Here is a 24,874-nt window from a genome sequence, read left to right as displayed (position 1 = left end):
CTCCGCTTAGTTGCGCCCGCTGGGCGCGGCCAGATCCCGGATACCGTCACCCACCAGGTTGATGGCCAGCACCAGCAGCATCAGGGCGATGCCGGGAATGGCGATCACCCAGGGCGAAAAGAACATGTAGGGCTTGCCTTCGGCGATCATCAGGCCCCAGGACGGCAACGGCGGCTGCACGCCCACGCCGAGAAAGGACAGAGTCGCCTCGAGCAGGATGGCGTGGGCCATCTCCAGGGTGATCACCACGATCAGCGCCCCCAGCACATTGGGCAGGATCTCGCCGACGATGACCCGCCAGGGCGAACAGCCCAGCGCCTGGGCAGCGGCGACGTATTCGGCGTCGCGAATCTGCTGCACGGCGGCGCGCACCACCACGGCGAAGCGATCCCACAGCAGACAGCCGAGCAGGATCACCACCACCTGCAGCGAGCCACCCACCAGGGAGGCGGCGGCCAGGGCCACCATCACCACCGGCAAGGCCAGGCGGGTGGTCACCAGGTAGCTCACCAGGGCGTCGACCTTGCCGCCGTAGTAGCCGGCGAGTACCCCGAGCAAGGTGCCGATGGCGCCGGAGATGAGCGCCGCGGCGAGACCGATGAACAGTGAGATGCGCGCGCCATAGAGCAGCCGGGAGAGATAGTCGCGGCCGAGCTTGTCTGTGCCCAGCGGATGGGCCCAGGTGCCCTTGGCCATCCATACCGGTGGTTTCATCCGCTGCATCACGTCCTGGGCATAGGGGTCGTGGGGCGCCAGCCAGGGCGCGGCCAGGGCGGCGAAGACGATGACGACGAGCAGCACGGCGCCCAGGGCGAAGCCGCGGTGGCCGAACCAGCGGCGCAGCTGGCGGCCCAGCGTCGGGCGCGGGGGCAGATAGTCGTCGAGCACGAAGGGATTGGCGACGGTCATGGAGCCTCCTAGCGCACGCGAATGCGCGGGTCGAGCAAGGCGTTGAGCAGATCGGCCACCAGCGTCAGCACGATATAGATCAACGCGATCAAGAGGACGATGGCCTGCACCACCGGGAAATCGTTGCGGGCGATGGCGTCCCAGGCCAGCTGGCCGATGCCCTGCAGCGAGAACACCGCCTCGATCACCACCGAGCCGCCCAGCATGAAGCCGAATTCCACCGCGGCCAGGGCCACCACCGGGATCAGCGCATTGCGCAGGGCGTGCTTGAACAGTACCCGCGCCGGACTCAGGCCCTTGGCCCGGGCGGTGCGGATGTAGTCGGCGCCCAGTACATCGAGCATCCCGGCCCGGGTCAGGCGCATCAGCGAGGGAGTGGCGTAGTAGCCCAGGGCGATCGCCGGCAGGATGAAGTGCTGCCAGCTGGTATTGCCGGACACCGGCAGCCATTTCAGGGTGACGGCGAAGACGACGATCAGCACTAGGGCGAACCAGAAGCTGGGCATCGCCTGGCCGAAGGTCGCCAGGGTCAGCGCCAGGCGGTCGATCCAGGTGTCGCGCCGGACCGCGGCCAGCACCCCGAGCGGGATGGCGATGAGCAGCGCCACCAGCAGCGCGATGGCGCCCAGGGTCAGGGTGATGGGCAGGCGGCTGGCGATGAGATCCCGTACCGATTCCTGGAAGAAGAACGATTGCCCCAGGTCCAGGCGCAGCAACTGCCCGATCCACTCGACGTACTGCGTCGCCAGGGGTTTATCGAGGCCGTGTTGATGACGCACCACCTCGATCTGCTCGGCGGTGGCCTCGGGTCCGGCGATGGCGGTGGCCAGGTCGCCGGACAGGTGCAGCAGGAAGAAACTGATGAGGGAAACGGTAAAGGCCACGGCCAGGGCGATACCCAGGCGGCGCAGGAGATAGGCGGACATGTTCGGCTCCTCGGCTGAGAACCTGTTCAAGCGCTGCTGCGCGTCGGCCAAACGGCGTTGAAAAGGCCTTCGGAATGCTCATTTACCATTCGTAAACTCCGCTTCCTCAGGCCTTTTCGCCTTGTTTGGCTCTAGCTCGCGAGCACTTGAACAGGTTCTGAAGACGCCCCCGTGCGGGGCGCCGGGACGGATCAGTTCCAGTGGGCCAGGGCGAAGCGCGGCAATTCGTCCGGATAGGGCTGGAAGGCCAGGTCCGAGGTGAAGGCGTAGTTGATGGAATAGTTGAACACCGGCGCCCAGTAGGCCTGCGCGGCGATCCGCTGCAGCGCCTTGCGGTAGTTGTCCTTGCGCACCGCCGGATCCATGGCGGTGTCGGCCACCTTGAGCCAGTCGATCACCTGGGGATCCTTGGCCACGTCGTCGGCATTGCCCTTGAAATACACGCCCGTGGCCGCCGAGGCGTCGGCGATGGAGAACGAGCCCCAGGCGAGAAAGGCCATGGGCACCTTGCCGGCGCGCTGCTGGTCGCGCAGGGCAGCGTATTTCAGATACCGCAGCTTGGCATCGATGCCCACCGCACGCAGGTCCCCGATCAGCGCCTCGACCACGTCACGATCGCGGTAGGCGAAGATCTCGGTGCTGAAGCCGTTGGGATAGCCGGCGGCCTTGAGCAGCGCCTTGGCCTTGGCCGGGTCGTAGGCGTAACCCGGTACGGCTTTGGCGTCGCAGCCGAATTGCTCCGGATAGCAGGCCACCTGCAGCGGCTGGCTGCCGCCCCCCATGAGCTGGCTGGCGATGGCCTGGCGATTGATGGCGTAGTTGACCGCCTGGCGCACCTCGGCCTTGGCAAAGGGTGAATCCGGGCTGGAGGCGCCTTGGGCGTCCATGCTGAGGAAGCCGATCCTCATGCTGGCGCCGCTCTCCACGGTGAGGTTGGGCGCGGCCTTGAGTTGCTCGGCCTGGTCCGGCGCCACGCGCCAGGCCCAGTCGATGCCGCCGGTCATGAGTTCGGCGAGCCGGGTCTCGGCGTCGGGGATGACGCGGAACTGGATGTGGCCGATACGTGGCTGCCCCTGGGGGCTGTCCTTGAAGTAGTCCGGATTGCGCTCCAGCGTGACCCCCTGGCCGCTGGTGACCGCGACGATGCGATAGGGCCCGGTACCCACCGGCTTTTGCGCGAAGCCCGCCAGACCGACCTTCTGGAAGTACTTGCCGGGATAGATGGGCAAGGGATTGGCCAGGTATTCCAGCGCGGCGGGAAACGGCTGCTTGAGGTGCAGGCGAACCTTGTATTCGCCCAGCTTCTCGGCGCTCTTGATCCAGTTGACGTTCTGCTGGGTGACCACCTTGCCTTCGGGCGAGGCCACGTAGTTGAAGGTGAAGACCACGTCGTCGGCGGTGAAGGGATCGCCGTTGTGGAAGGTCACGCCCTGGCGCAGATCGAAGTCGAGGGTCAGCGGATCGACCTGCTGCCAGCTGGTGGCCAGCATCGGCCGGTATTCACCGGTCTGGGGATCGCGGTAGATCAGGGTATCCCAGGCCAGGTGGGCGAGGATGACGCCTTCACGGGCATCGTTGTGATAGGGGCTGACGTTTTCGGGCTCGGTGTCGGAGGCGTAGACCAGGGTGTCGTTGGCTTTGCCGGCGAAGGCCTGGCCCTGGGCCAGGAAGAGGGAAAACGCGATGCCACAAGCGAAACCTTTGAGTCCCATGCCGTCTGTCTCCGGGGCGGTGGTTGGTCAAAGGCAGGTCCGCGAAACGCGGGAAAGGAGTTCTTGCTGAAGCCTGTTGTTGGTCTCTTGACCCGACTCTAGGTCTTGCCATCCCATGCCACAAGCAGAATATTTAGATGCGAGCCATGCCTTTTCGGCAAAGGAGGCCCTATGCAGCCCTACGGCATTCAGTCCACCGCCCTGCGCTATTTCCTCGAGGTGGTGCGGTGCGGCTCCATCAGCGAAGCTTCCCAGCGGCTCAATGTCGCGGCCAGTGCGGTGAGTCGCCAGATCGCCAAACTGGAGCGCGAACTGCAGACGCCGCTGCTCGAACGCCGCGCCCGTGGCGTGGTGCCCAGTGCCGCCGGCGAGCGTCTGGCCGTGCATGCGCGCAAGGCGCAGCTGGCCAGCGAGCAGGTCGCGGCCGAGTTGCGGGGCCTCGCCGACCTGCGCCGCGGCCAGGTACGCCTGGCCACCACCGAAGGCTTTTCGCTGGACTTCCTGCCCGAGGTCATCGTGGCCTTTCGCCAGGGCTATGCCGGCATCCACTTTTCCCTGGAGGTCTGCGCGCCGGCGGCGGTCACGCGCCGGGTCCAGGAAGGCGACGCCGACCTGGGCCTCACCTTCAGCCTCAGGCCAGAGCCGGACATCAGCGTCGACGCCACCTTGAGTGGCGCCATCGAGGCGGTGGTGGCGCCCGAGCATCCCCTCGCCGGCCGTACCGGGCTGACCCTGGCCGACCTACAGCCCTTTCCGCTGGCGCTGCCGATGCCCGATACCACGGTGCGCCAGCTGTTCGACATCTGCTGTGGCGTCCAGGGACTCTCCTTCGAGCCCGTGCTGGTGAGCAACAACATGCAGGCGCTCTATCGTTTCGCCGCCTTGGGCGGTGGCGTGGCGCTCTCAAGCGAACTGAGCCTGCGTAGTCGACTGCGCGAAGGCCAATTGGTGGCCCTGCCCCTGCTGGACGAAGGCCTGGCCGCGCGGCGGATCGAATTGCAGAGCATGGCGGGTCGCGAATTGCCCCCGGCGGTGAATGCCTTTCGCCAGGCGCTGATCGCGGCGCTGGGGCGCTGAGTCAAAGCAGTGCATCGTGCCGCTTCGAACGCACTGCAACGGGGCGGCGCGCTGGATACAGCCTCAACGTCATGGCGAGCAATCAGCATGGCACGGGGCCTGGCGGCAACTGGCACGCATCTGGCAAAGGCCATAGCGTGCAGGAGCACCGGCCAGCCGGTTTGATGCACCACAATCTGCAATGGATGACTAGGGTTCCGACTCGCTCGTGCGGGTGTCTGGTCCGAGAGTCGTCGACCTCTGATGGGGTTACACGGCGGGACAAAAGCCCGGGAGACACAGCGCCAGTCGCGTGCTCCTGTCCCGTCGTCCATCCTATTGGAGGTCCCATGCGCCATCCCCTGCTCGCCTCGCTCGTTCTCGGTTGTTCCCTGCTGCTTGGTGCCACCGCTCAGGCGGCCCCGCGCGACGACTTCAAGGTGTGCTGGACGATCTATGCCGGCTGGATGCCCTGGGGCGAAGCCCAGGCCCAGGGCATCATCGACAAGTGGGCCAAGAAATACGGCATCCACATCGAGGTCGTGCAGCTCAACGACTACGTCGAATCCATCAATCAATACACCACCGGCCAGTTCGACGGCTGCGCCATGACCAACATGGACGCCCTGACCATTCCGGCCGCCGGCGGCGTGGACAGCACGGCGCTGATCGTCAGCGACTACTCCAACGGCAACGACGGCGTGGTGATGAAGGGCAAGGGCAAGACCCTGGCCGACCTCAAGGGCCAGCAGGTCAACCTGGTGCAGTTCTCCGTCTCCCACTACCTGCTGGCGCGCGCGCTGCAGAGCGTGGGGCTGAGCGAGAGGGACCTGACCACCGTCAACACCTCCGACGCCGACATGGTGGCTGCCTTCCAGACCGCCGACGTGCGCAACGTGGTGACCTGGAATCCGCTGCTGGCCGAGATCAAGGCTCAGCCAGACACCACCGAGGTGTTCGACTCCAGCAAGATCCCTGGCGAGATCCTCGACATGCTGGTGGTGAACACCGCCACGCTCAAGGACAACCCGGCCCTGGGCAAGGCCCTGACCGGTGCCTGGTTCGAGATGCTGGCGCTGATGCAGTCCGGCGACGCCAAGGGCAAGGCGGCCCTGGAGGCCATGGCCAAGGCCTCGGGTACCGATCTCGCCGGCTTCCAGGCGCAACTGGACAAGACCCGGCTGTTCGCCACGCCCGCCGAGGCCCTGGCCTTCGTCAAGGATCCCGCGCTGCCGACCACCATGCAGCGCATCGCCCACTTCTCCTTCGAACACGGCCTGCTGGGCCAGGGCGCACCCAGCGCCGAGGCCATCGGCATCGCCTATCCGGGCGGCAAGACCAGCGGGGACGCGGGCAATCTCAAGCTGCGCTTCGATCCGACCTTCGTACAGCTGGCCGCCGACGGCAAGCTCTGAGCCCCGCCGCGAGGACGACGCCCATGCGCTTCATCAATCGGCATCCCGATCGGGGCGGCCGGCTCCTGCTGGTCCTGCTGCCCTTCGCCCTGCTCGCCCTGCTCTATCTGGTGGGCTCGGCCACCCGGCTGGCGGAAAACCCCAACGACAAGCTGTTGCCCAGCGTGGCGCAGATGGCCGATGCGGTGCAGCGCCTGGCCTTTACCGCCGACGTGCGTACCGGGGGTTATCCGTTCTGGCAGGACACCCTGGCCAGCCTGCAACGCCTGGGCCTGGGCCTGGGGATCGCCGCGCTGATCGCCCTGGTGATGGGCATCGCCGCGGGCAGCCTGCCCCTGGTCGGCGCGCCGCTGTCGCCGCTGGTGACGGTGCTCTCGATGATCCCGCCGCTGGCGATCCTGCCGATTCTCTTCATCGTCTTCGGCCTGGGCGAACTGGCCAAGGTGATGCTGATCGTGGTGGGGGTCACCCCGGTGCTGATCCGCGAGCTGGACCAGCGCGCCCGGGAGCTGCCCCGCGAACTGCTGATCAAGGCCCAGACCCTGGGCGCCAACAGCTGGACGGTGATCCTGCGCCTGGTGCTGCCGCAACTGCTGCCGCGCCTGCTCATCGCCCTGCGGCTGCAGCTGGGCGCCGCCTGGCTGTTTCTCATCGCCGCCGAGGCCATCGCCGCCACCGATGGCCTGGGCTATCGCATCTTCCTGGTGCGGCGCTATCTGGCCATGGACGTGATCCTGCCCTATGTCGCCTGGATCACCCTGCTGGCCTGGCTGCTGGACGCGGGCCTGCGCCTGCTGACGCGGCGCGCCTTTCCCTGGTACGGGGAGGGTCGCTGATGATCGAGGTCCGCAATCTCTGGCAGCGCTATGGCGAGCAGGTGGTGCTCGAAGGCCTCAATCTGCAGGTGCGCGAAGGCGAATTCTGCGCCCTGGTCGGTGCCTCCGGCTGCGGCAAGTCCACCTTCCTGCGTCTGCTGCTCGGCCAGGAGCGGCCCAGCCGTGGCGAGATCAGCATCGATGGTCAGCCGCTCTCGGCGGAACCGGATCCCGAGCGGGGCGTGGTCTTTCAGCGCTATTCGGTGTTTCCCCACCTGAGCGTGCTGGACAACGTCGCCCTGGGCCTGGAATTGCCCAGGTCACCGCTGCTTGGCCGGCTGCTGGGCACGGCCAAGCGCCAGGCCCGGGAACAGGCCGCCGCCCTGCTCGAGCGCGTCGGCCTGGGCCAGGCGCTGGGCAAGTACCCGGGCCAGCTGTCCGGCGGCATGCAGCAGCGCCTCGCCATCGCCCAGGCGCTGATCGTCCGGCCGCGCATCCTGCTCCTGGACGAGCCTTTCGGCGCCCTCGATCCCGGCATCCGCAAGGACATGCACACCCTGCTGCTGGAGCTCTGGCACGAGCGCCCGCTCACCGTGTTCATGGTCACCCATGACCTGCACGAGGGCTTCAGCCTGGCCACCCGGGTGCTGGTGTTCGACAAGGTCCGCCAGGACCCGCAAGCCCCCGGCGCCTATGGCGCCCGCATCACCTACGACCTGCCCCTGACCGCCAAGCCCCGGCCCGTGCATGCGGCTGGGACGCGGCCAGCCCTTACCTGACGAGGTTGCCCATGACTGACGAACTGCTCTACCAGGAACGCGTCCCCGGCGGCGGCACCGCCTCCTTCATCCTGCGCCGCGGCCAGACCCTGCGGCTGACCGACGTGGAAGGCGGCGCCAATGTCAGCCTGCTGCTGTTCAATGCCGATGACCGCAGCGAGCGGCTGAACCTGCCCGATACCCTCAAGGGCCAGCACACCGCGCGTCTCACCGCCGGCCATTGCCTCTATTCCGACATGGGGCGGGTGCTGGCGGCCGTGGTGCGCGACACCTGCGGCTGGCACGACAGCTTTGGCGGCGTGGCCAATGCCGCCGAGGTGGCGGAGAAATACGGCGCGGGTCGCTACCAGGAGCTGCGCAACGGCTTCCACCGCAATGGCACCGACAACCTGCTGGTGGAACTGGCCAAGTGGGGCCTGGGCCTGGAAGACCTGCTGATGACCCTCAACCTGTTCAGCCGGGTGGACGTGGATGCCGCGGGCGCCTTTGCCTTCGTGCCCGGCAACTCCCGCGCCGGCGATCTGGTCGAGCTCCATGCGCCCATGAACACCCTGGTGGTGCTGACCGCCCTGCAGCATCCGCTGGACCCGGACCCGGTCTATGCGCCGCGCCCGGTCGATCTCGCCCAGTTGCGCGCGGCGCCCGAGGTGGCCGAACGCTGCCGCACCTCGCGCCCGGAAAACGAGCGCGCCTTCCAGAACACCGCCCGCTACTTCCTCTGAGGCCCTGCCATGACCCTGATCGCCAGCACCAAACGCCCGGAAGATGCCAGCTACCGCGCCCTCCTGCCGGCCGGAGCGCCCTACCTCAAGGAGGTCAAGGCCGGCCAGACCCTGCGCATCCATGACCTGGAAGGCAACCAGGCGGTGGACACCCTCTTCTACGCCGCCGCCAACCCCCAGGAACGCTACGATCCCCAGCGCACCCTGAGACGCCAGGGCCGGGTCTATCTGTCGACCGGCAGCGTGCTCTATTCCAACCTGGGCAATCCCCTGCTGACCATCGTCGCCGACACCTGTGGCCGCCACGACACCCTGGGCGGCGCCTGCTCCCAGGAGAGCAATATGGTGCGCTACGCCCTGGATCGCCGGCAGATGCACAGCTGCCGCGACAACTTCCTCTGCGCCGGTGGTCATGACGGGCGCCTGGGCAAGCGCGACATCGGCGCCAACATCAACTTCTTCATGAACGTGCCGGTGACCGCGGACGGCGGCCTGACCTTCGCCGATGGCATCTCCGGCGCCGGCAAGTATGTGGAGTTGCGCGCCGAGACCGACGTCATCCTGCTTATTTCCAATTGCCCGCAACTCAACAACCCCTGCAACGGCTGGAACCCCACTCCGGCGGAGGTGCTGCTATGGGACTGACCCACGCACGCCGGCTCTGGCAGTGGCTGCGACCGCGTCTCCATCGCCTCTGCGAAGTCCGCGCCGGACGCTACAGCTACCGCGGCAAGCGCTAGACGCCAACTGACCTACCGCCCTCGCGCGGCCTCTTGGGGACGACCCCGGGAGCTTTTATCTGGCGGGACGGCCCGCCGCCTTCGAGGACGCCTCGAATGTTCACCACCCTGCTCATCGCCAACCGTGGCGCCATCAGCTGCCGCATCCAGCGCACCCTGCGCGACCTGGGCGTCGCCGCGGTCGCCGTCTACAGCGAAGCCGATCGCACCAGCCGCCATGTCAGCGCGGCCGACCAGGCCTTCAGCCTGGGCGAAGGCGCCGCCGCGGCCACCTACCTGGACACCGCCAAGCTGCTCGAAGTGGCGCGCCAGAGCGGCGCCCAGGCCATTCACCCGGGTTATGGCTTCCTTTCCGAGAACGCCGCCTTCGCCGAAGCCTGCGAAGCCGCCGGCATCGCCTTCGTCGGGCCCACCCCCGAGCAACTGCGCACCTTTGGTCTCAAGCACACGGCGCGGGCCCTGGCGCGCGCCCAGGGCGTGCCGCTGCTGGAGGGCACCGAGCTGCTGGATACCCTGGAAGGGGCACTGGCGGCCGCACAACAGATCGGTTATCCGGTGATGCTCAAGAGCACCGCCGGTGGCGGCGGCATCGGCATGCGCGTGTGCCGCACGGACCCTGAACTCGCCGAGGCCTTCGACGCCGTGCGCCGGCTGGGTCAGAACAACTTCAGCGACGCGGGCGTCTTTCTGGAGAAGTACATCGAGCGCGCCCGGCACCTGGAGGTGCAGGTGTTCGGTGATGGCCAGGGCGAGGTGCTGGCGCTGGGCGTGCGCGACTGCTCGGTGCAGCGCCGCAACCAGAAGGTACTGGAGGAGACCCCGGCGCCCAACCTGCCAGCCGGCATGGCCGAGGCGCTCTGCGCCGCCGCCCTGGAGCTGGCACGCGCGGTACGCTATCGCAGCGCCGGTACCGTGGAGTTCGTCTACGACAGCGCCGCCGACCGCTTCTACTTCCTGGAGGTGAACACCCGGCTGCAGGTCGAGCACGGCGTCACCGAGCAGGTCTGGGGCGTGGACCTGGTGCGCTGGATGATCGAACTGGCCGCTGGCGAACTGCCGCCGCTGGCCGTGCTCGCCGCGGGGCTGCAGCCCCAGGGCCATGCCATCCAGGCGCGGCTCTATGCCGAAGACCCGGGTCGCGACTTCCAGCCCAGCCCGGGCCTGCTGACCCAGGTCGACTTCCCACCCGCGGATGGCCGGGCGCTGCGCCTGGACACCTGGATCGAGGCTGGCTGCGAGATCCCGCCCTATTTCGATCCCCTGGTGGCCAAGGTCATCGCCTGGGCCCCCGACCGCGACGCCGCCCGGCAACGCCTCGACCAGGCCCTGGCGGCGACCCGGCTCTATGGCGTGGAAACCAATGGCGACTACCTGCGGCAGATCCTCGCCGCCGCGCCCTTCGCCTCGGGCCAGCCCTGGACGCGCTGCCTGGAGGGGCTGACCTACCAGGCCACCACCCTGGAGGTGCTCAGCGCCGGCACCCAGACCACGGTGCAGGACGCCCCCGGGCGCCTCGGCTACTGGTCGGTGGGCATTCCCCCTTCCGGCCCCATGGACGACCGCGCCCTGCGCCTGGGCAATCGCCTGCTCGGTAACGACGGCCGCGCGGCCGCCCTGGAAATCACCCTGGCCGGCCCTACCCTGAGATTCAACACCGAGGCCGTGGTGGTGGTCACCGGCGCGGCGCTGCCGATCCTGCTGGACGACCAACCCCAGGCCATGGACAGCGTCTTTCGCGTCCCCGCGGGTGCCATCCTGCACCTGGGCGCCATCACCGGCGCCGGCGCCCGCAGCTATCTCTGCCTGAGAGGCGGCCTGGACCTGCCCGACTACCTGGGCAGTCGCAGCACCTTCACCCTCGGCCAGTTCGGCGGTCACGGTGGCCGCGCCCTGCGCGCCGGCGACGTGCTGCACCTGCACTCGCTGACCGACGCACGTGCGGAGGCCCGGCTGCCCCTCGCCCTGACCACCCGGCTGCCCGAGACCCGCACCCTGCGCGTCATCTATGGACCGCACGGTGCGCCGGACTATTTCAGCCCGGCCTATCTGGATCTCTTTCTCGCCACCGACTGGGAGGTGCACTTCAATTCCAGTCGCACCGGCGTGCGCCTGATCGGCCCCAAGCCGGAATGGACCCGCGAAGACGGCGGCGAGGCTGGTCTGCATCCCTCCAATATCCATGACAATCCCTATGCGGTGGGCGCGGTGGACTTCACCGGCGACATGCCGGTCATCCTCGGCCCGGACGGCCCCAGCCTGGGCGGCTTCGTCTGTCCGGTCACAGTGATCGAAGCCGACCTCTGGCAACTGGGCCAGCTCAAGGCCGGCGACCGGCTGCGCTTCCTGCCGGTGGACCTGGCGACCGCGCGACGCCTGCAGCAGGCACGCCTGGCCGAGGAAAGCAGCTTGCAGCCGCAGGCGGAGATCGCCATTACGCCCGAGCGCGGCGATCCCGTGGTGCTGGATCTGGGCCAGGGCGCCGAGCGCCTGGTGGCGCGGCTTTCCGGGGATACCCATCTGCTGCTGGAGATCGGCCCACCGGAGCTGGACCTGGCCTTGCGCTTTCGCGGCCATGGGCTGATGCAGGCACTGGCCGCGCTGGCGCTGCCCGGGTTGTACGAACTCACCCCCGGCATCCGTTCGCTACAGGTGCACTACCAGCCCGAGGCACTGCCTCTGGCAGAGCTGCTGGCGGCGGTCAGTCGCTGCTGGCAGGCGCTGGGCGATGCCCAGGACCTGCGGGTGCCCTCGCGCATCGTCCATCTGCCGCTGTCCTGGGACGATCCGGCCTGCCGCCTGGCCATCGAAAAATACACCACCACGGTGCGCAAGGACGCGCCCTGGTGCCCGAGCAACCTGGAGTTCATCCGCCGGGTGAATGACCTGGAGTCCCTGGAGGCGGTCAAGCGCATCGTCTTCGACGCCAGCTACCTGGTGATGGGCCTCGGCGACGTCTATCTGGGTGCGCCGGTGGCCACCCCCCTCGATCCGCGTCACCGGCTGGTGACCACCAAGTACAACCCGGCGCGTACCTGGACCGCGGAAAACTCGGTGGGCATCGGTGGCGCCTATCTCTGCGTGTACGGCATGGAAGGCCCTGGCGGCTATCAGTTCGTCGGTCGCACCCTGCAGATGTGGAATCGCTACCGTGACGTGGAAGCCTTCCACGGCCAGCCCTATCTGCTGCGCTTCTTCGATCAGATCCGCTTCCATGAGGTGTCGGCGGACGAGCTGCTACGCATCCGCGCGGACTTCCCCCTGGGTCGCGTGCCGCTGCGCATCGAAGAGAGCGAATTGTCCCTGGCCGACTACCAGGCCTTCCTGGCACGCGAAGCCGAGGGTATTACCACCTTTCGCGGGCGTCAGCAGAGCGCCTTCGCCGCGGAGCGGCAACGCTGGATCGACTCCGGCCAGGCGCATTTCGACAGCCAGGAAGCCGCCGTCGAAGCCACCGAAGACGCCCCCCTCGCCAGCCACCAGTTGGCCCTGGAAAGCCCGGTGGCCGGCAATCTCTGGCAGGCCCAGGTGCAGCCGGGCGATCAGGTGGAAGCCGGCCAGCCGCTGCTGATCCTGGAGTCCATGAAGATGGAAATCCCGTTGCTCGCGCCCTGCAGCGGCCGGATCCACGACCTGCAGGTCCAGCCCGGCTCGCCGATCCGCGCCGGCCAGCGCCTGCTGGTCATCGACAAGACGTGAAGGAAGCCACCATGACATTCGATCTGCGCCTCGACACCCTGAGCGCCGCCTATGCCGCCGGGACCCGGACCCCACGCACGCTCATCGTTGAATTGCGGGAACAGGCCGCGGCCCTCAACCCCGAGTACCACCTGTTCATCCACCTGCTGACCCCAGCCGAGCTGGAGCCCTATCTCGCCGCCCTGGACGATCGCGATCCCGCCGAGCTGCCGCTCTATGGCATCCCCTTCGCCATCAAGGACAACATCGACCTCGCCGGCATCCCCACCACGGCGGCCTGCCCGGCCTATGCCTATGTGCCCGAACGCTCGGCGACCCTGGTGGAACAGCTGGTCGCCCTGGGCGCCGTGCCGCTGGGCAAGTGCAATCTCGACCAGTTCGCCACCGGCCTCAACGGCACCCGTTCGCCCTACGGCGCCTGTCGCAACAGTGTCCATCCGGACTATCCTTCCGGCGGCTCCAGTGCCGGTTCGGCGCTGGCCGTGTCCCTGGGTGTCGCCAGCTTCGCCCTGGGCACCGATACCGCCGGTTCCGGGCGCGTGCCTGCGGGGCTGAACAACCTGGTGGGTCTCAAGGGCAGCAAGGGACTGCTGTCCACCGCCGGCGTGGTGCCTGCCTGCCAGACCCTGGACTGCGTGACCTTCTTTACCGCCACCGCCGCCGAAGCCAGCACGCTGCTGGCGCTCACCGCCCGCCTCGATCCGCGCGATCCCTACAGCCGCGCCAATCCACAGTGGAACGACGCCAGCGCCTTCGGCCGCCCGCGGCCCTTCCGCTTCGGCGTCCCGACCCAGCTGGAATTCCTCGGCTGCCCGGAAAGCCCGGCGCTGTTCGCGGCGGCCAAGGCCCAGCTGGAGGCCCTGGGGGGCGAAGCCGTGCCGCTGGACCTTGCGCCCTTCCTGGAAGCCGCGCGCCTGCTCTATGAAGGCCCCTGGGTCGCCGAGCGCTATAGCGTGGCCGGCGCCCTGATCGAGGCCGAACCGGACGCCGTACTGCCAGTGATCCGCGCCGTGCTGGAAAAGGCCCCCGGCACCACGGCAGTGGACGCCTTTCGCGCCGGCTACCGCCTGCAGGCGCTGAAAGCCCGGTGCGACACCCTGTTCGCCGAACTGGATTGCGTCCTTACCCCCACCTATCCGCGCCCGGTGACCCTGGCGGAACTGGCCGCCGAACCGGTCACCCGCAACGCCGACCTGGGTTACTACACCAACTTCATGAACCTGCTGGACTACGCCGCCGTGGCCGTGCCGGCCGGCGTCATGGCCAACGGCCTGCCCTGGGGCGTGACGCTGTTCGGCCGGGTCTTCACCGACCAGTACCTGCTGAGCCTGGCCGCGGCCCTGCAGGAAGCCCAAGGCCTGGCGCTGGTCGGCGGCGCCCTGCCGCACGCCAGCCTGCCGGCGCGTCCCGCCCACCATGACCGTGCCCGGCTGGTGGTCTGCGGTGCCCATCTGCAGGGGCTGCCCCTCAATGGCCAGTTGCTCGCCCGCGGTGCCCGCCGCCTGGCCCTGACCCGGAGCGCGCCGCACTATCGCCTCCACGCCCTGGCCGGCGGCCCGCCGCTACGTCCGGGCATGGTCCGGGTCGCCGAAGACGGCGCCGCCATCGAGGTGGAGGTCTGGGAGCTGCCCAGCAGCGAACTGGGTAGCTTTCTCACCGGCATCCCCGCCCCGCTCGGCCTGGGTAAGGTCGAACTGGCCGATGGCAGCTGGGAAACCGGCTTCATCTGCGAGCCCTATGGCCTGGCGGGAGCCGAGGACATCACGGCGCACGGTGGGTGGCGGGCATGGTTGGCGAGTCGCAGCGCCGTTTAGGTCGGGAAACGAGCTAGGCGGCGAAGCCACCGTATCAGCCAGGATGCGCAGCGCCGCTTCTAACCGCCGCTGTGCAAGCGGTGGACGCAAGCACCCGTCTGCTGTTCATGAGCTTCTTTCAAGCCGCCATGAGCTGCGGGCGCTAGCCGTACCCGTGGCCGCCTGCTATCAAGGGTGTTCGAAGCCGCTGACCGTTGCTGGGCAGTGGCGCCTCCTTGCTTGAAGATCGAAACACCCTCATGCCTCTCTCCTGCACCGACCGCTACGACCTTCCCCTGTCCACCGCTTCCACCCGCGCCGCCGAGCGCTATCAGGCCGGCATAGATCTCTTGCTGTCGCTCTGGCCCGGTGCGGCGGAAGCGTTGGACGAGGCCATCGCGGCCGATCCTGGCTTCGCCCTGGCCCATGCAGCGCGGGCACGGCTGCAGCTGATCGACAACCAGGCCGGCGCTGCCCGGGAGACCATCGCCCAGGCGCACCGGCTGGTGGAGCGACATGGCACGGAGCGCGAGCGCAGCCATGTCGAGGTCGTGCGGCGGCTGATCGCCGGGGAAGCCGCCCAGGCCCTGCAGGGCGCGCTGGCACACGCCGGGCGCTGGCCGCGCGACATCCTGATCCTCGGCCTGCCGCTGGGGGCCTTCGGCTTGCTGGCGTTTTCCGGGCGTGCCGATCACGACCAGGCGCGGGTTGACCTCTGCGAGCGCCATGCCCGCCATTTCGCCGCGGATGACTGGTGGTTCCTGACCTACCGCGGCTGGTCCCACGGCGAGAACGGCGACGTGGTCCACGGTCGGGCGCTTGCCGAGCGGGCGCTCGAGCTGCGCCGCCACAACGTCAACGCGGCCCATGCCCTGACCCATGTCCTGCACGAATCCGGCGACAGCCAGGCCGCGCAGGCCCTGATCGCCGGCTGGCTGCCCGAGTACCCCCAGCACGGTACCCTGCATGGCCATATCGCCTGGCACGGCGCCCTGGTGGCCCTGGAACAGGGTGACAACGAGGGCGCGCTGGCCCTCTATCAGCGCTTCGTGGCGCCGGACGCGTCCACCGCCGGCCCACTCAATCGGGTCAGCGACAACGCCTCCTTTCTCTGGCGCCTGGGCCTCTATGGCCATGAGGTGCCCGTCGGCCTCTGGCAGGCCACCGCAGCCAGCGCGGATGGGCTGTTCCAGCAACCAGGGCTGGCCTTTGCCGATGTCCATATGGCACTGATCGCCGCGGCGACCGGGGATCGTCGGGCGGTGGAAACCCGCGTCGCCGTATTGGAAAGTCGTCTGCGCGACGGCGTCCTGCCCGCCGGGCCGGTCGTCCCGCTGCTCTGCAGCGCCCTGCTGGCTTTCGCCGAGGAAGATTATCTAGCTTGTGCCCGGCTGCTGGAGCCGCTGCGCGCGGACGTCCCCCGCATCGGTGGCAGCGGCGCCCAGCGCGAGGTCATCGAAGACACCCTGCTGGTCGCCCTGCTGCGCGGGGGCGAACAGGGCAAGGCCGCGGCGCTGCTGGACGAGCGGCTGCACCGCCGGCCCTCGACCCGGGATCGGCGCTGGCAGGCCAGCCTGGCGCTCGTTCGCTAGGACGCCCACCTAGCCGCCCTAGCAAGGGAGCAGTAGGGCCTCTATCTCTGTAGATTCGAATTCATTATATTTGCCTCTACAGATTGGAGAATACTATGTCCCAGGTTGCCATCGTCGAGCAATTTTCGAAAAGCCAGAGCACGATTGGTCTAAGGGCAGCGCTCAATATCCTGGAAAGATGGCAAGCTTCCAGCGAGCAGAGTTGCCGGATCCTGCGCATCTCACGCAGCACCTATACCCGAGCGTCGCAGCGGGACAGCGAATGGGCGGTGAGCCTGGATGCCGATCAACTGCAGCGTGTCAGCCTGGTGCTGAACATGCATTCCGCGTTGCGCCTGGTTTTCGACAACCCGGAAAACGTCTATGGCTTCGTCGCCATGGCCAATCACAATGAATTCTTCAATGGCCGTTCGCCGCTGGAGATCATGGCCCAAGGCGACATGATCTCCCTCTATGAAACCTTCCGGCGTATCGACGTCCTGCGCGGTGCCGGATGGTGAAGCTGGAGGACCTGCCCCTGCTGGCCGATGAGCGTCTACAAGGGCATCGCCTGGTCAACTCCAAATTCCCACCCATCCACCTGTTCGACGATGTTGCCAATGCCGAAGATTTCGCCGTGCTCTATCAGTTACAGGTGTTGACCAACCCGCGACTACAAAACGAGCTGGGGCGTCTGGAGCTGATTCCCCGCGAACAGATTCCCTTCGGCATCTCGGGTTGCTCCTATGCGACAGCGCCCTTCACTCATGTCAATCCAGAGGGTTCGCGCTTCAGCGATGGCACCTTCGGCGTTCTCTATCTGGCCGACCATCCCGATACCGCCCTTGCCGAAGTCCACCATCATCAGCAGGCCTACTGGTCGAAGGTGCCGGCACTGAAGTACGAGCGTTTCGTCTTCCGTAATCTTTCGGTGAGCTTCTCCGAGAAGGGGGTACGCGACGCCCTGGTGCTAAAAGCAGCAGATCCTATCCATGATCCCTTGGACTACAGCGCGGCGCGCAGTCTAGGCGGTGCCGCCAAACGCGCCGGCTGCCCAGGTCTGCGCTATCGCTCGGTACGCCGCCCCGGCAGCCATTGCTGGGCGCTGCTAACCCCGCGCCTGGTCACTGCCGTGGTCCAGGCGGCGCCGGTTGAGATGATCTGGAATGGCGGCATCATCAGCGTGAATCGCCTCATCGCCGTGCCGGGCGAGTCGGACTGATCTGACACCGACCCATCAGGCGTGGGTCAGATACCAGCGCCAGTCCTGTTCCCCCACCTCGGCCATGAATTGCCGGTATTCCGCACGCTTGATCGCCAGATAGACCTCGACGAAACGCTCACCCAGCGCCTCCCGGATCCAGCTGGAGCGCTCCAGCGCCTGCAGCGCGGTGAGCCAGTCGGTGGGCAGGAAGTCGGTGGCCTGCTCGTAGCCATTGCCGACGATGGCCGGCCCCGGGTCACGCTCGTCACGGATGCCTTCGTGAATGGCGGCGAGGATGGCCGCGGCGGCCAGATAGGGATTGGCATCGGCGCCGCAGATGCGGTGTTCGATGTGGCGACTGCCGGCCGGACCACCCGGCACGCGCAAGGATACGCTGCGGTTGTTGACCCCCCAGCTCTTGGCCAGCGGCGCATAGCTGTTGGCCTGGAAACGGCGGTAGGAGTTGGCGTTGGGACAGAAGATCGCCAGGGCATCCAGCATCCGGTGCTGCATGCCGCCGATGGAATGGCGCAGCAGCGGCGTGCCCTGCGGGTCGTCGCTGGCATAGAGGTTGTGGCCTTCGGCATCGGCCAGGCTGACGTGCAGGTGCAGGCCGCTGCCCGCCTGGTCGCCGAACGGCTTGGCCATGAAGCAGGCCTGCAGCCCGTGGCGGTTGGCCACGCCCTTGACCAGGCGTTTGTAGCGAATGCCTTCGTCGATGGCCTGGAGGGCGTCGAAGCGGTGCAGCAGGGTCAATTCGAGCTGGCCAGGGGCGTATTCGGAGATGGCCGTGCGCACCGGCAGGCCCTGCACCTCGCAGGCGGCGTAGAGGTCATCGAGAAAGGGTTGCAGCTGCTCCAGTTCGTAGACCCCGTAGACCTGCGGCGAGCCGGGTCGCACGCCATTCATCTGCAGCGCCGGTTGCGGCCGGCCCTGGGCGTCGCGGGTGCGGTCGAGCAGATAGAACTCCAGCTCCACCGCCATCACCGGCTGGAAGCCGTCGGCCTGCAGCCGTTCGATCACCCGTACCATGGCGTGCCGGGGATCGGCGGGCGTGGCCGGCAGCCCCTGGGTCGGGTGCATGCTCACCTGCACCTGACCGGTCGGGGTGCTGCGCCAGGGTTGCAGGGTCAGACTGCCGGGCAGTGGATAGGTCCAGCAGTCGACGTCGGCGACCTCCCAGACCAGACCGGTGGCTTCGACGTCCTCCCCCTGCAAGGTCAGCGCCAGGATGGAGCTGGGTAGCGGCCGGCCCTCCTCATAGATGGCCAGCAGTTCGTCCCGGTGCAGCAGCTTGCCGCGGGGCACGCCATTGGCATCGATCAGCATGAGTTCGATGCTGCGCACCTCGGGGTGGGCGGCGAGGAAGTCGCGGGCTTCCTGAGCGTCGGCGAAGTTCATGGCTGACACTCCCGGGCGCCGGGCAGCGCCAGGAGTTCGGCGAGGCCCTGGTCGAGGGTGGCGAGCAGCAGATCGACGTCTTCCGCAGCGAGATCCGGGCAGCACAGGGTCATGTTGTGGAAGGGGGTGATGAGGATGCCCCGGTTGATCAGATAGAGGTGCAGCGCCTGCTGCAGGCTGTCATGGAAGGCGGCTTCCGCCTCGGCGCCCGTGGTGGGCGGCGTGGCGCAGAACTGGAATTCGCAGCGGGCGCCCAGCTCCGTCACCGACCAGGCCAGGCCATGGCGGGCGATCACCGCGCGCAGACCGGCGGCCAGTCGCGCTGCCATCGGCAGCATCCGTTCGTAGGCGGCCGGCGTCGCCACTTCCTCCAGGTTGACTCTGAGGCAACGCATGGCCAGGGCATTGGCCGACAGCGTGGTGCCCATGCCGCTGTGCCCATGGCCGTGGCTGGTCTCGCTGGCGTGCTGCTGCGCCAGGCGCATGGCCTGGGCCATCTCGTGGCTGCAGCCATAGGCCGAACAGGGCACGCCCCCGGCGATGGGTTTGCCGAAGGTGATGAAGTCCGGCTGCAGATTCCAGGCGCGGGTACAGCCGCCGGGGCCGGTGGACAGGGTATGGGTCTCGTCGATGATCAGCAGGGTGCCGTATTGCCGGGTCAGGGCGCGGACCTGGTCCATGAAGCCCGGGGCGGGCAGTACCATGCCGATGTTGGTCATGGCCGGTTCGCAGATCAGCGCGGCGACGTCGCCCTTCGCCAGCGCCTCCTCCAGCGCCGCGAGGTCGTTGAAGGGCACGGCCCGGCTGGTCTCGGCCAGGTTGTGCGCCTGGCCGATCAGGCCGCCGCGGTGCACGGTGCGACCGTCCTGATGGCGCACCATGACGTCGTCGACGGTGCCGTGATAGCAGCCGTCGAACACCAGCAGCACCTTGCGATTGGTGATGGCGCGCGCCCAGCGGATGACATAGCGATTGGCGTCGGTGGCGGTGGTCGCTACCTGCCAGAACGGCAGGCCGAAGCGCTCGGCGAGCAACTCCCCGGCGACCACGGCATCCTCGCCGGGCAGCATGGTGGTGAGCCCGCGCGCGCCCTGCTCGGCCAGGGCCCGGGCGATGGGTGCCGGCGAATGGCCGAACATGCTGCCGGTGTCGCCCAGGCAGAAGTCGATGTACTCGTGGCCGTCTACATCGTGGAAGCGCGAACCCTGGGCATGGCTGACGAACAGCGCACTGGGCATCGACCAGTCGTTCATCCAGTGCATGGGCACGCCGCCGAACAGCGAGTGCCGGGCCCGCTCGGCCAGGGCGAGGGATTTGGGATTGCGCGCCAGGAAGCGCTCGCGTTCGGCCGCGACGAAGGTCTGGACGGCGGCTTCGCTGATACCACTGGTGGTCATGTCGGACTCCTCTTGGGGTTGAGGGCGGCTCGGTCCGGGCTCAGTGCCCGGCCGAGACGCCGCAATCGATGGCCAGGTCGGCGCCGGTGATGGAGCGGGCGGCGGGTTGGCACAGGAAAAAGGCCAGTTCGGCGACTTCCTCGGGTTGGATGAAGCGCGCCTGCTCGCCTTGCGGATACTTCTCCAGCAATTCCTGCAGATAGGCGGCGGGATCGCCATTGCCGTAGCGCTCTGCCTGAAAGTTCAGCATGGGCGTCGCCACATCGCCGGGGGAGATGCTGTTGCAGCGCACCCCGCTGGGCGCCAGATCCAGCGCCAGGGCCTTGGTCATCAGGGTCACCGCGCCCTTGCTGGCGCAGTAGACGGCGGCATTGCGATTGCCCTGGCGACCGGCATCGCTGCTCAGGTTGACGATGGCGCCGCGGGTGTCGCGCAGCGCGGGAATGGCCGCGGCGCAGAGAAAGAAGCTGGCCTTGAGATTGACGTCCAGCACCAGGTCGAAGTCTTCCTCGCTGAAGGTCTCGGCCGGGCCTTCGCGCCAGACGCCGGCGCAGTTGACCAAGGCGTCGAGGCGACCGAGGCGGTCCAGGACGCGGGCGACCACCTCCCGGCTCGCGCGGGCCTGGCGCAGGTCGGCGGCGTGCTGGCCGGCAAGGCGGCCGTCGGCCTGGAGCGCCGCCAGGGCTGCGCCGTCGAGATCGGTGCCGAAGACCCGCCAGCCCGCCTGCAGGAAATGCTCGCGCACCGCCCCCCCGATGCCACCCAGAACCCCACTGACCAGTACGACCGGCTGCATGTCAGGCCCCCTTGTTTTCGATGCGGCTGTTGCCGCCGTCCACCACCAGGTATTCCCCGGTGATGTAGCTCGCCTCGGGCGAGGCCAGGAAGGCCACCGCCGCGGCGACCTCGGCGGGGCGGCCGGCGCGACCCACGGGGACCCGCGTCGCTGCCTGCAATTCTTCCGGCAGGCTGGAGGCGGTTTCGATCCAGCCAGGGGCCACGGCGTTGACCGTGATGCCCTGCCCGGCCACCTCCAGCGCCAGGCTCATGTTCATGCCGACCATGGCCGCCTTGGCCGCGCTGTAGGCCGCTGCCTGCGGAATGCCCGCCCGGGTGCCGGTGGCGGAACTGACGTGGACAATGCGGCCATAGCCGCGCGCCTGCATGCCGGGCAATACGGCGCGAGTCAGCAGGAAGGCCGTGGTCAGGTTGCGCGCCAGGGTCAGATTCCAGTCGGCCAGGGTCATCCGCGCCACCTCCACCAGGGGCTCGGGACTGCCCTGCATGGTCATGCCGGCGTTGTTGACCAGGATGTCGATGCGGCCCCAACGCGCCTCGGCCCACTGGCAGAAGTCGCCAACGGCGGCCTCCTCGGTGAGATCCAGGGCCTGACCTTCAGCGGTAAAGCCGGCAGCGCGCAGTTCCGCCACCCGCTCCGCGATCCGGGCACTGCTGGCGGTGACAAGCAACCGCGCCCCCGCCGCGCCCAGGCGGCGGGCTATCGCCATGCCGATGCCGGCTGCGCTGCCGGCACCGCTGATCAGGGCCACCTGGCCCGCCATCGACTCGCTCATGTCACTGTCTCCGTTATGGTCTGACTGGACTCTAAGCCTGTCTGGCTGATACAAAAAGACGATCGTTATCAGCGAAATTGACAACCATGGTCTTTACCAGCGAAACGCTTCGGGTATTCCTCGCCGTGATCGACGAGGGCTCCTTTTCCGCGGCGGCCCGCGTCCTGGGGCGGGTGCCGTCAGCGGTGAACATGGCGATTTCCCAGCTGGAGGCCGAGCTGGACCTGGTGCTGTTCGATCGCGCCACCCGCAAGGCCTTGCCTACCCCCGCCGCGCGCGCCCTCGAACCCCAGGCGCGGCAGGTGGCCAGCCAGCTCAATCTGCTCGACGCCCATGCCCTGCAATTGCACGCCGGGCTGGAGCGGCGCTTCGTGCTAGTGATGGCGCCGGAATTGCAGACCGGCGCCTGGAGTCGGCCGCTGGTGACCCTGGCCGAGGAATTTCCGGCGCTGGAAATCGAGATCCGCTCGGCGGCCCGCGCCGAGGCGATCCGCCTGCTGCACGACGGCAGCGTCGACATGGCGCTGATCTTCGAGCGTCCGGGGATCAACGAGCAGGAAGGTTTCGCCGAGGCCGGCAGCCAGTTGCTCACGGCGGTGGCCGCCCCTGGCTACCCCTCGACCCGCACCGGTCGACCACTGGGCGAAACGCTGATGGCCGATACCCGCCAGATCGTGGTGGCCGGCGGCGACCGCAACGCCTCGGACCCGCAGATCGTGCTGTCGCAGCGGGTCTGGCTCACCGACAGCTATCTGGCGACGCTGGACCTGGTGCAGGCCGGGCTGGGTTGGGCCTATCTGCCTCACCCGCTGGTGCGCCCACTGATCGCCGCCGGCCTGCTCGAGCAGGTGCGCTTCGACAACATGGCCAGCCAGATCCGTCGCTGGATCGACGTCATCTGGATCAAGAACCGCCCCCAGGGCCTGGGCGCGCGGCGCTATCTGCAACTGCTGCGTGAACAGATCGGCACCAAGCCGGAATAGCGGCCTCAGCGCCCTTCGGCGAGCCGCTGCAGCAGTTGCGCACGCCGCGCCTGGTCCGCGGCCTCCTTGGCCTGGGCACTGGGCAGCAAGGCGGCGGCCCGCGCGGGCGACAGGACGAACAGGCCATCTTCGTCTCCCAGGGCGAGGTCACCGGGGCAGACGAGCGTATCGCCGAGCTGGAGTTCGACGTTCAGTTCGCCCAGCGCCTCGCCGCCCTGGGTGGTGACGGCGCTGATCCCGCGATGGAAGACCGGCAGGCCGAGTCGGCGAAGCGCCTGGACGTCGGTGATGGCGCCGCCCACCACCACGCCGGCCAGGCCCTTGACCAGGGCCGCCAGGGTGCGCAATTCGCCCCAGCAGGCGCAGTGGGGATCGCCGAAGGCCTCGATCACCAGGACGTCGCCCGGGCGACTGGCGATCAGGGCCTCGCGCAACAGGGCGCCGTGGGGCAAGGGAATGCGCGCCGTCACCACCCGGCCCAGCAGGCGCGCACCGGCTACCGCCGGCTTGAGCTCGGGCAGGTAACCCGTACGTCCGAGATGGCCCAGGGTCGAGGTGGAAATCTCCGCGTAGCCGGCGATCAGCCCAGCCGGCAGCTCGCTCAGGTGGCTGGGCATACGGCCTCCCGGGGGCGGATCAGCGGGCAGTTGGAGCAGTATTCGGCGGGTGCCGTGGCCTGGTAGTAGAAGCAGCAGGTCCGTCGGAAACGAACGGGGCGTCCCACGGTATTGGCCGTTGCAGGCCGGCGGAACTGCGCCAGCGGATTGGTCTCCAGGCCCAGCTCCGCCGGCGTGGCCGCCAGCAGCCAGGCGAAGTCCTCGGCGCAGCGGGCACGAATGGCCGGATCGTCCAATTCGGCGAGACGCCGGTCGTACAGCGAATAGAGCCGCACCGCCGCGTTCTCCCAGAGGATGCGGGGCGAGACGCGGCCGACCCGCGCCAGGGTCTCCCAAAGCGGCCGCAGCAGCTCGCCGAACAGGGTGCGGGCCAGCAGCGCCCGGGCGGTGGCGTGATCCTCCACGGCAGGCAGCGGCCGGGTATCGCTCAACGGCAGGGCCGATCGCCAGCGCCCCTGGTCGTGGCCAGCCTCGATCCAGACATTGCCAGGCGTCAGGTCCAGGCGCCGGTCATAGGCCGACAGGGCCTGGAAGGCCACCCCGGTGGTGAGAAAGCCCAGCCGCTTGGTCAGCAGCGACGCCGCGACCCGCCGCGTGGGGGCTTGCATGCGCGCCGCCAGGTCGTCGAGCAACTCGGCGCAGCGCGCGGCGTCCAGCCAGGCGGCGACCGGCTGGCTGTGCAGCGCGTCGCGCTCACCGGCTTCGCGCAGGCCGAAGGTGGCTCGCAGCGCGTCCCGTTGGGCACTGTCGAGGGTGGGCCTCAGGCACATGGCGGTACCTCGCGACCGAAGGGAATGCACAGCGGCGTGCCGAAATAGGGATCGGCGATGATCCGGCATTCCAGGGCGAACACCTCGCGTACCAGGGCTTGCGTCAACACCTCCGCGGGAGCGCCCTGGGCAAAGGCGCGGCGCTGGTGGACGGCGACCAGGTGATCGGCGTAGCGGCAGGCGAGATTGAGATCGTGCAGCACCATGACGATTGTCTTGCCCTCCTCCCGGTTCAGCTGGCGCAGCAGGTCCAGTACCTCGATCTGGTGCGCCAGGTCCAGGTAGGTGGTGGGTTCGTCCAGCAGCAGGCAGTCGGTGTCCTGGGCCAGGGTCAGGGCGATCCAGGCGCGCTGGCGCTGCCCGCCGGAGAGGTCGTCCACCGGCCGTTCCGCCAGCGCCAGCAGGTCGGTGAGGCGCAGCGCCTTGTCCACCGCCGCGGCATCGTCTGGCGACCATTGGCGCATCCAGTTCTGGTAGGGATAGCGGCCCAGGCTGACCAGTTGCCGCACGCTGATGCCCTCGGGCGCCACCGGGGTCTGTGGCAGGACCGCCAATCGCCGGGCCAGGGCGGCGGTGGACTGCCGGTGGATGTCCTGGCCGTCGAGCAGCACCTGGCCCTGGCGTGGTTCCAGCAGCCGGGCGCAGGCCTTGAGCAGGGTGCTCTTGCCGGAGCCGTTGCTGCCGATGAGGACCGAGACGCGACCCGGCGGTAGGTCGAGGTCGAGGGCCTCGATGATGGTCTGGGTGCCGTAGCCGAGGGTCAGGCCGCGGCTGGCCAGGGTTGCCATGAAGCC

General features: G+C 68.3%; 22 protein-coding genes and 1 riboswitch. Of the genes, 12 read left to right on the top strand and 10 right to left on the bottom strand.

Annotated elements, in window-relative coordinates; translation table 11 throughout:
- Positions 1-6: 6 nt before the first annotated feature.
- The 3 genes from QE393_RS07970 to QE393_RS07960 form a co-directional block, all read right to left on the bottom strand.
- Positions 7-909: an ABC transporter permease gene (locus tag QE393_RS07970; RefSeq protein ID WP_158895531.1), complete on the bottom strand. Its 903-nt coding sequence runs from the start codon at positions 907-909 to the stop codon at positions 7-9.
- An 8-nt stretch (positions 910-917) separates the two neighbouring features.
- A complete protein-coding gene (locus QE393_RS07965) occupies positions 918-1,835 on the bottom strand; it encodes an ABC transporter permease (protein WP_133861710.1) in 918 nt (305 codons plus the stop codon).
- Between the two features lie 191 nt (positions 1,836-2,026).
- Complete coding sequence (locus QE393_RS07960) at positions 2,027-3,547, bottom strand: ABC transporter substrate-binding protein (protein ID WP_310042896.1); 1,521 nt, start codon at positions 3,545-3,547, stop codon at positions 2,027-2,029.
- A gap of 171 nt (positions 3,548-3,718) precedes the next feature.
- On the opposite strand from QE393_RS07960, the gene QE393_RS07955 reads away from it, so the two are divergent.
- The 11 genes from QE393_RS07955 to QE393_RS07905 all read left to right on the top strand — a co-directional run bounded on the left by QE393_RS07955 (position 3,719) and on the right by QE393_RS07905 (position 17,356).
- Entirely contained in the window at positions 3,719-4,624 is a 906-nt protein-coding gene (locus QE393_RS07955; protein WP_187979267.1) for a LysR family transcriptional regulator, read from the top strand.
- Positions 4,625-4,802: 178 nt separating this feature from the next.
- Positions 4,803-4,902, top strand: a riboswitch (guanidine-I (ykkC/yxkD leader).
- Positions 4,903-4,953: 51 nt separating this feature from the next.
- Positions 4,954-6,018: a putative urea ABC transporter substrate-binding protein gene (locus tag QE393_RS07950; protein ID WP_310042894.1), complete on the top strand. Its 1,065-nt coding sequence runs from the start codon at positions 4,954-4,956 to the stop codon at positions 6,016-6,018.
- 23 nt (positions 6,019-6,041) lie between these two features.
- Positions 6,042-6,854 (top strand): ABC transporter permease, encoded by an 813-nt coding sequence (locus QE393_RS07945; protein ID WP_310042893.1) that lies wholly within the window; start codon positions 6,042-6,044, stop codon positions 6,852-6,854.
- Positions 6,854-7,612 carry an ABC transporter ATP-binding protein gene (locus QE393_RS07940; RefSeq protein ID WP_405046236.1) on the top strand — a complete coding sequence of 253 codons (759 nt, stop codon included), beginning with the start codon at positions 6,854-6,856 and terminating at the stop codon, positions 7,610-7,612. Before QE393_RS07945 ends, QE393_RS07940 begins: the two co-directional genes overlap by 1 nt.
- An 11-nt stretch (positions 7,613-7,623) precedes the next feature.
- Positions 7,624-8,334 carry an urea amidolyase associated protein UAAP1 gene (locus QE393_RS07935; protein ID WP_158895542.1) on the top strand — a complete coding sequence of 237 codons (711 nt, stop codon included), beginning with the start codon at positions 7,624-7,626 and terminating at the stop codon, positions 8,332-8,334.
- 9 nt (positions 8,335-8,343) lie between these two features.
- The gene (locus QE393_RS07930; RefSeq protein ID WP_310042891.1) at positions 8,344-8,979 is read left to right on the top strand and encodes an urea amidolyase associated protein UAAP2; all 636 of its coding nucleotides are present in this window, start codon (positions 8,344-8,346) and stop codon (positions 8,977-8,979) included.
- A gap of 191 nt (positions 8,980-9,170) precedes the next feature.
- A complete protein-coding gene (gene uca, locus QE393_RS07925; RefSeq protein WP_310042889.1) occupies positions 9,171-12,770 on the top strand; it encodes an urea carboxylase in 3,600 nt (1,199 codons plus the stop codon).
- A gap of 11 nt (positions 12,771-12,781) precedes the next feature.
- On the top strand, positions 12,782-14,584 hold the full coding sequence (gene atzF, locus QE393_RS07920; protein ID WP_310042886.1) for an allophanate hydrolase: 1,803 nt from the start codon (positions 12,782-12,784) through the stop codon (positions 14,582-14,584).
- 239 nt (positions 14,585-14,823) lie between these two features.
- On the top strand, positions 14,824-16,155 hold the full coding sequence (locus QE393_RS07915; RefSeq protein ID WP_310042884.1) for a tetratricopeptide repeat protein: 1,332 nt from the start codon (positions 14,824-14,826) through the stop codon (positions 16,153-16,155).
- A 95-nt stretch (positions 16,156-16,250) separates the two neighbouring features.
- Positions 16,251-16,655, top strand: coding sequence for an antitoxin Xre-like helix-turn-helix domain-containing protein (locus QE393_RS07910; RefSeq protein ID WP_187979262.1), 405 nt, complete (start codon positions 16,251-16,253; stop codon positions 16,653-16,655).
- On the top strand, positions 16,649-17,356 hold the full coding sequence (locus tag QE393_RS07905) for an RES family NAD+ phosphorylase (RefSeq protein WP_187979261.1): 708 nt from the start codon (positions 16,649-16,651) through the stop codon (positions 17,354-17,356). The genes QE393_RS07910 and QE393_RS07905 overlap by 7 nt, the downstream gene beginning before the upstream one ends.
- Positions 17,357-17,371: 15 nt before the next feature.
- Here the strand turns inward: QE393_RS07905 and QE393_RS07900 are convergent, their stop codons facing one another.
- The 4 genes from QE393_RS07900 to QE393_RS07885 are packed head-to-tail and all read right to left on the bottom strand — an operon-like array spanning position 17,372 to position 21,710.
- Entirely contained in the window at positions 17,372-18,739 is a 1,368-nt protein-coding gene (locus QE393_RS07900; RefSeq protein ID WP_310042883.1) for a glutamine synthetase family protein, read from the bottom strand.
- Complete coding sequence (locus QE393_RS07895; protein ID WP_273861563.1) at positions 18,736-20,136, bottom strand: aspartate aminotransferase family protein; 1,401 nt, start codon at positions 20,134-20,136, stop codon at positions 18,736-18,738. Before QE393_RS07895 ends, QE393_RS07900 begins: the two co-directional genes overlap by 4 nt.
- Before the next feature lie 40 nt (positions 20,137-20,176).
- On the bottom strand, positions 20,177-20,932 hold the full coding sequence (locus tag QE393_RS07890; protein ID WP_285386691.1) for an SDR family oxidoreductase: 756 nt from the start codon (positions 20,930-20,932) through the stop codon (positions 20,177-20,179).
- Position 20,933: 1 nt separating this feature from the next.
- Positions 20,934-21,710, bottom strand: a complete 777-nt coding sequence (locus tag QE393_RS07885; protein WP_187979257.1) for an SDR family NAD(P)-dependent oxidoreductase — start codon at positions 21,708-21,710, stop codon at positions 20,934-20,936.
- Positions 21,711-21,796: 86 nt separating this feature from the next.
- Between QE393_RS07885 and QE393_RS07880 the strand changes: the two genes are divergently transcribed.
- Positions 21,797-22,693, top strand: a complete 897-nt coding sequence (locus QE393_RS07880; RefSeq protein WP_310042882.1) for a LysR family transcriptional regulator — start codon at positions 21,797-21,799, stop codon at positions 22,691-22,693.
- A 5-nt stretch (positions 22,694-22,698) separates the two neighbouring features.
- Here QE393_RS07880 and QE393_RS07875 read toward each other — a convergent pair whose 3' ends face one another.
- The 3 genes from QE393_RS07875 to QE393_RS07865 are packed head-to-tail and all read right to left on the bottom strand — an operon-like array spanning position 22,699 to position 24,868.
- Complete coding sequence (locus QE393_RS07875; RefSeq protein WP_273807406.1) at positions 22,699-23,310, bottom strand: RraA family protein; 612 nt, start codon at positions 23,308-23,310, stop codon at positions 22,699-22,701.
- Positions 23,295-24,080 (bottom strand): IucA/IucC family C-terminal-domain containing protein, encoded by a 786-nt coding sequence (locus QE393_RS07870; RefSeq protein ID WP_273807407.1) that lies wholly within the window; start codon positions 24,078-24,080, stop codon positions 23,295-23,297. The genes QE393_RS07875 and QE393_RS07870 overlap by 16 nt, the downstream gene beginning before the upstream one ends.
- Positions 24,071-24,868 carry an ABC transporter ATP-binding protein gene (locus QE393_RS07865; RefSeq protein WP_310042880.1) on the bottom strand — a complete coding sequence of 266 codons (798 nt, stop codon included), beginning with the start codon at positions 24,866-24,868 and terminating at the stop codon, positions 24,071-24,073. The genes QE393_RS07870 and QE393_RS07865 overlap by 10 nt, the downstream gene beginning before the upstream one ends.
- Positions 24,869-24,874: the final 6 nt, after the last annotated feature.

The organism is Pseudomonas sp. SORGH_AS_0211 (genome assembly GCF_031453455.1).
Classification (GTDB): Bacteria; Pseudomonadota; Gammaproteobacteria; order Pseudomonadales; family Pseudomonadaceae; genus Chryseomonas; species Chryseomonas aestiva.
This window is presented reverse-complemented; position numbering and strand designations above follow the sequence as displayed.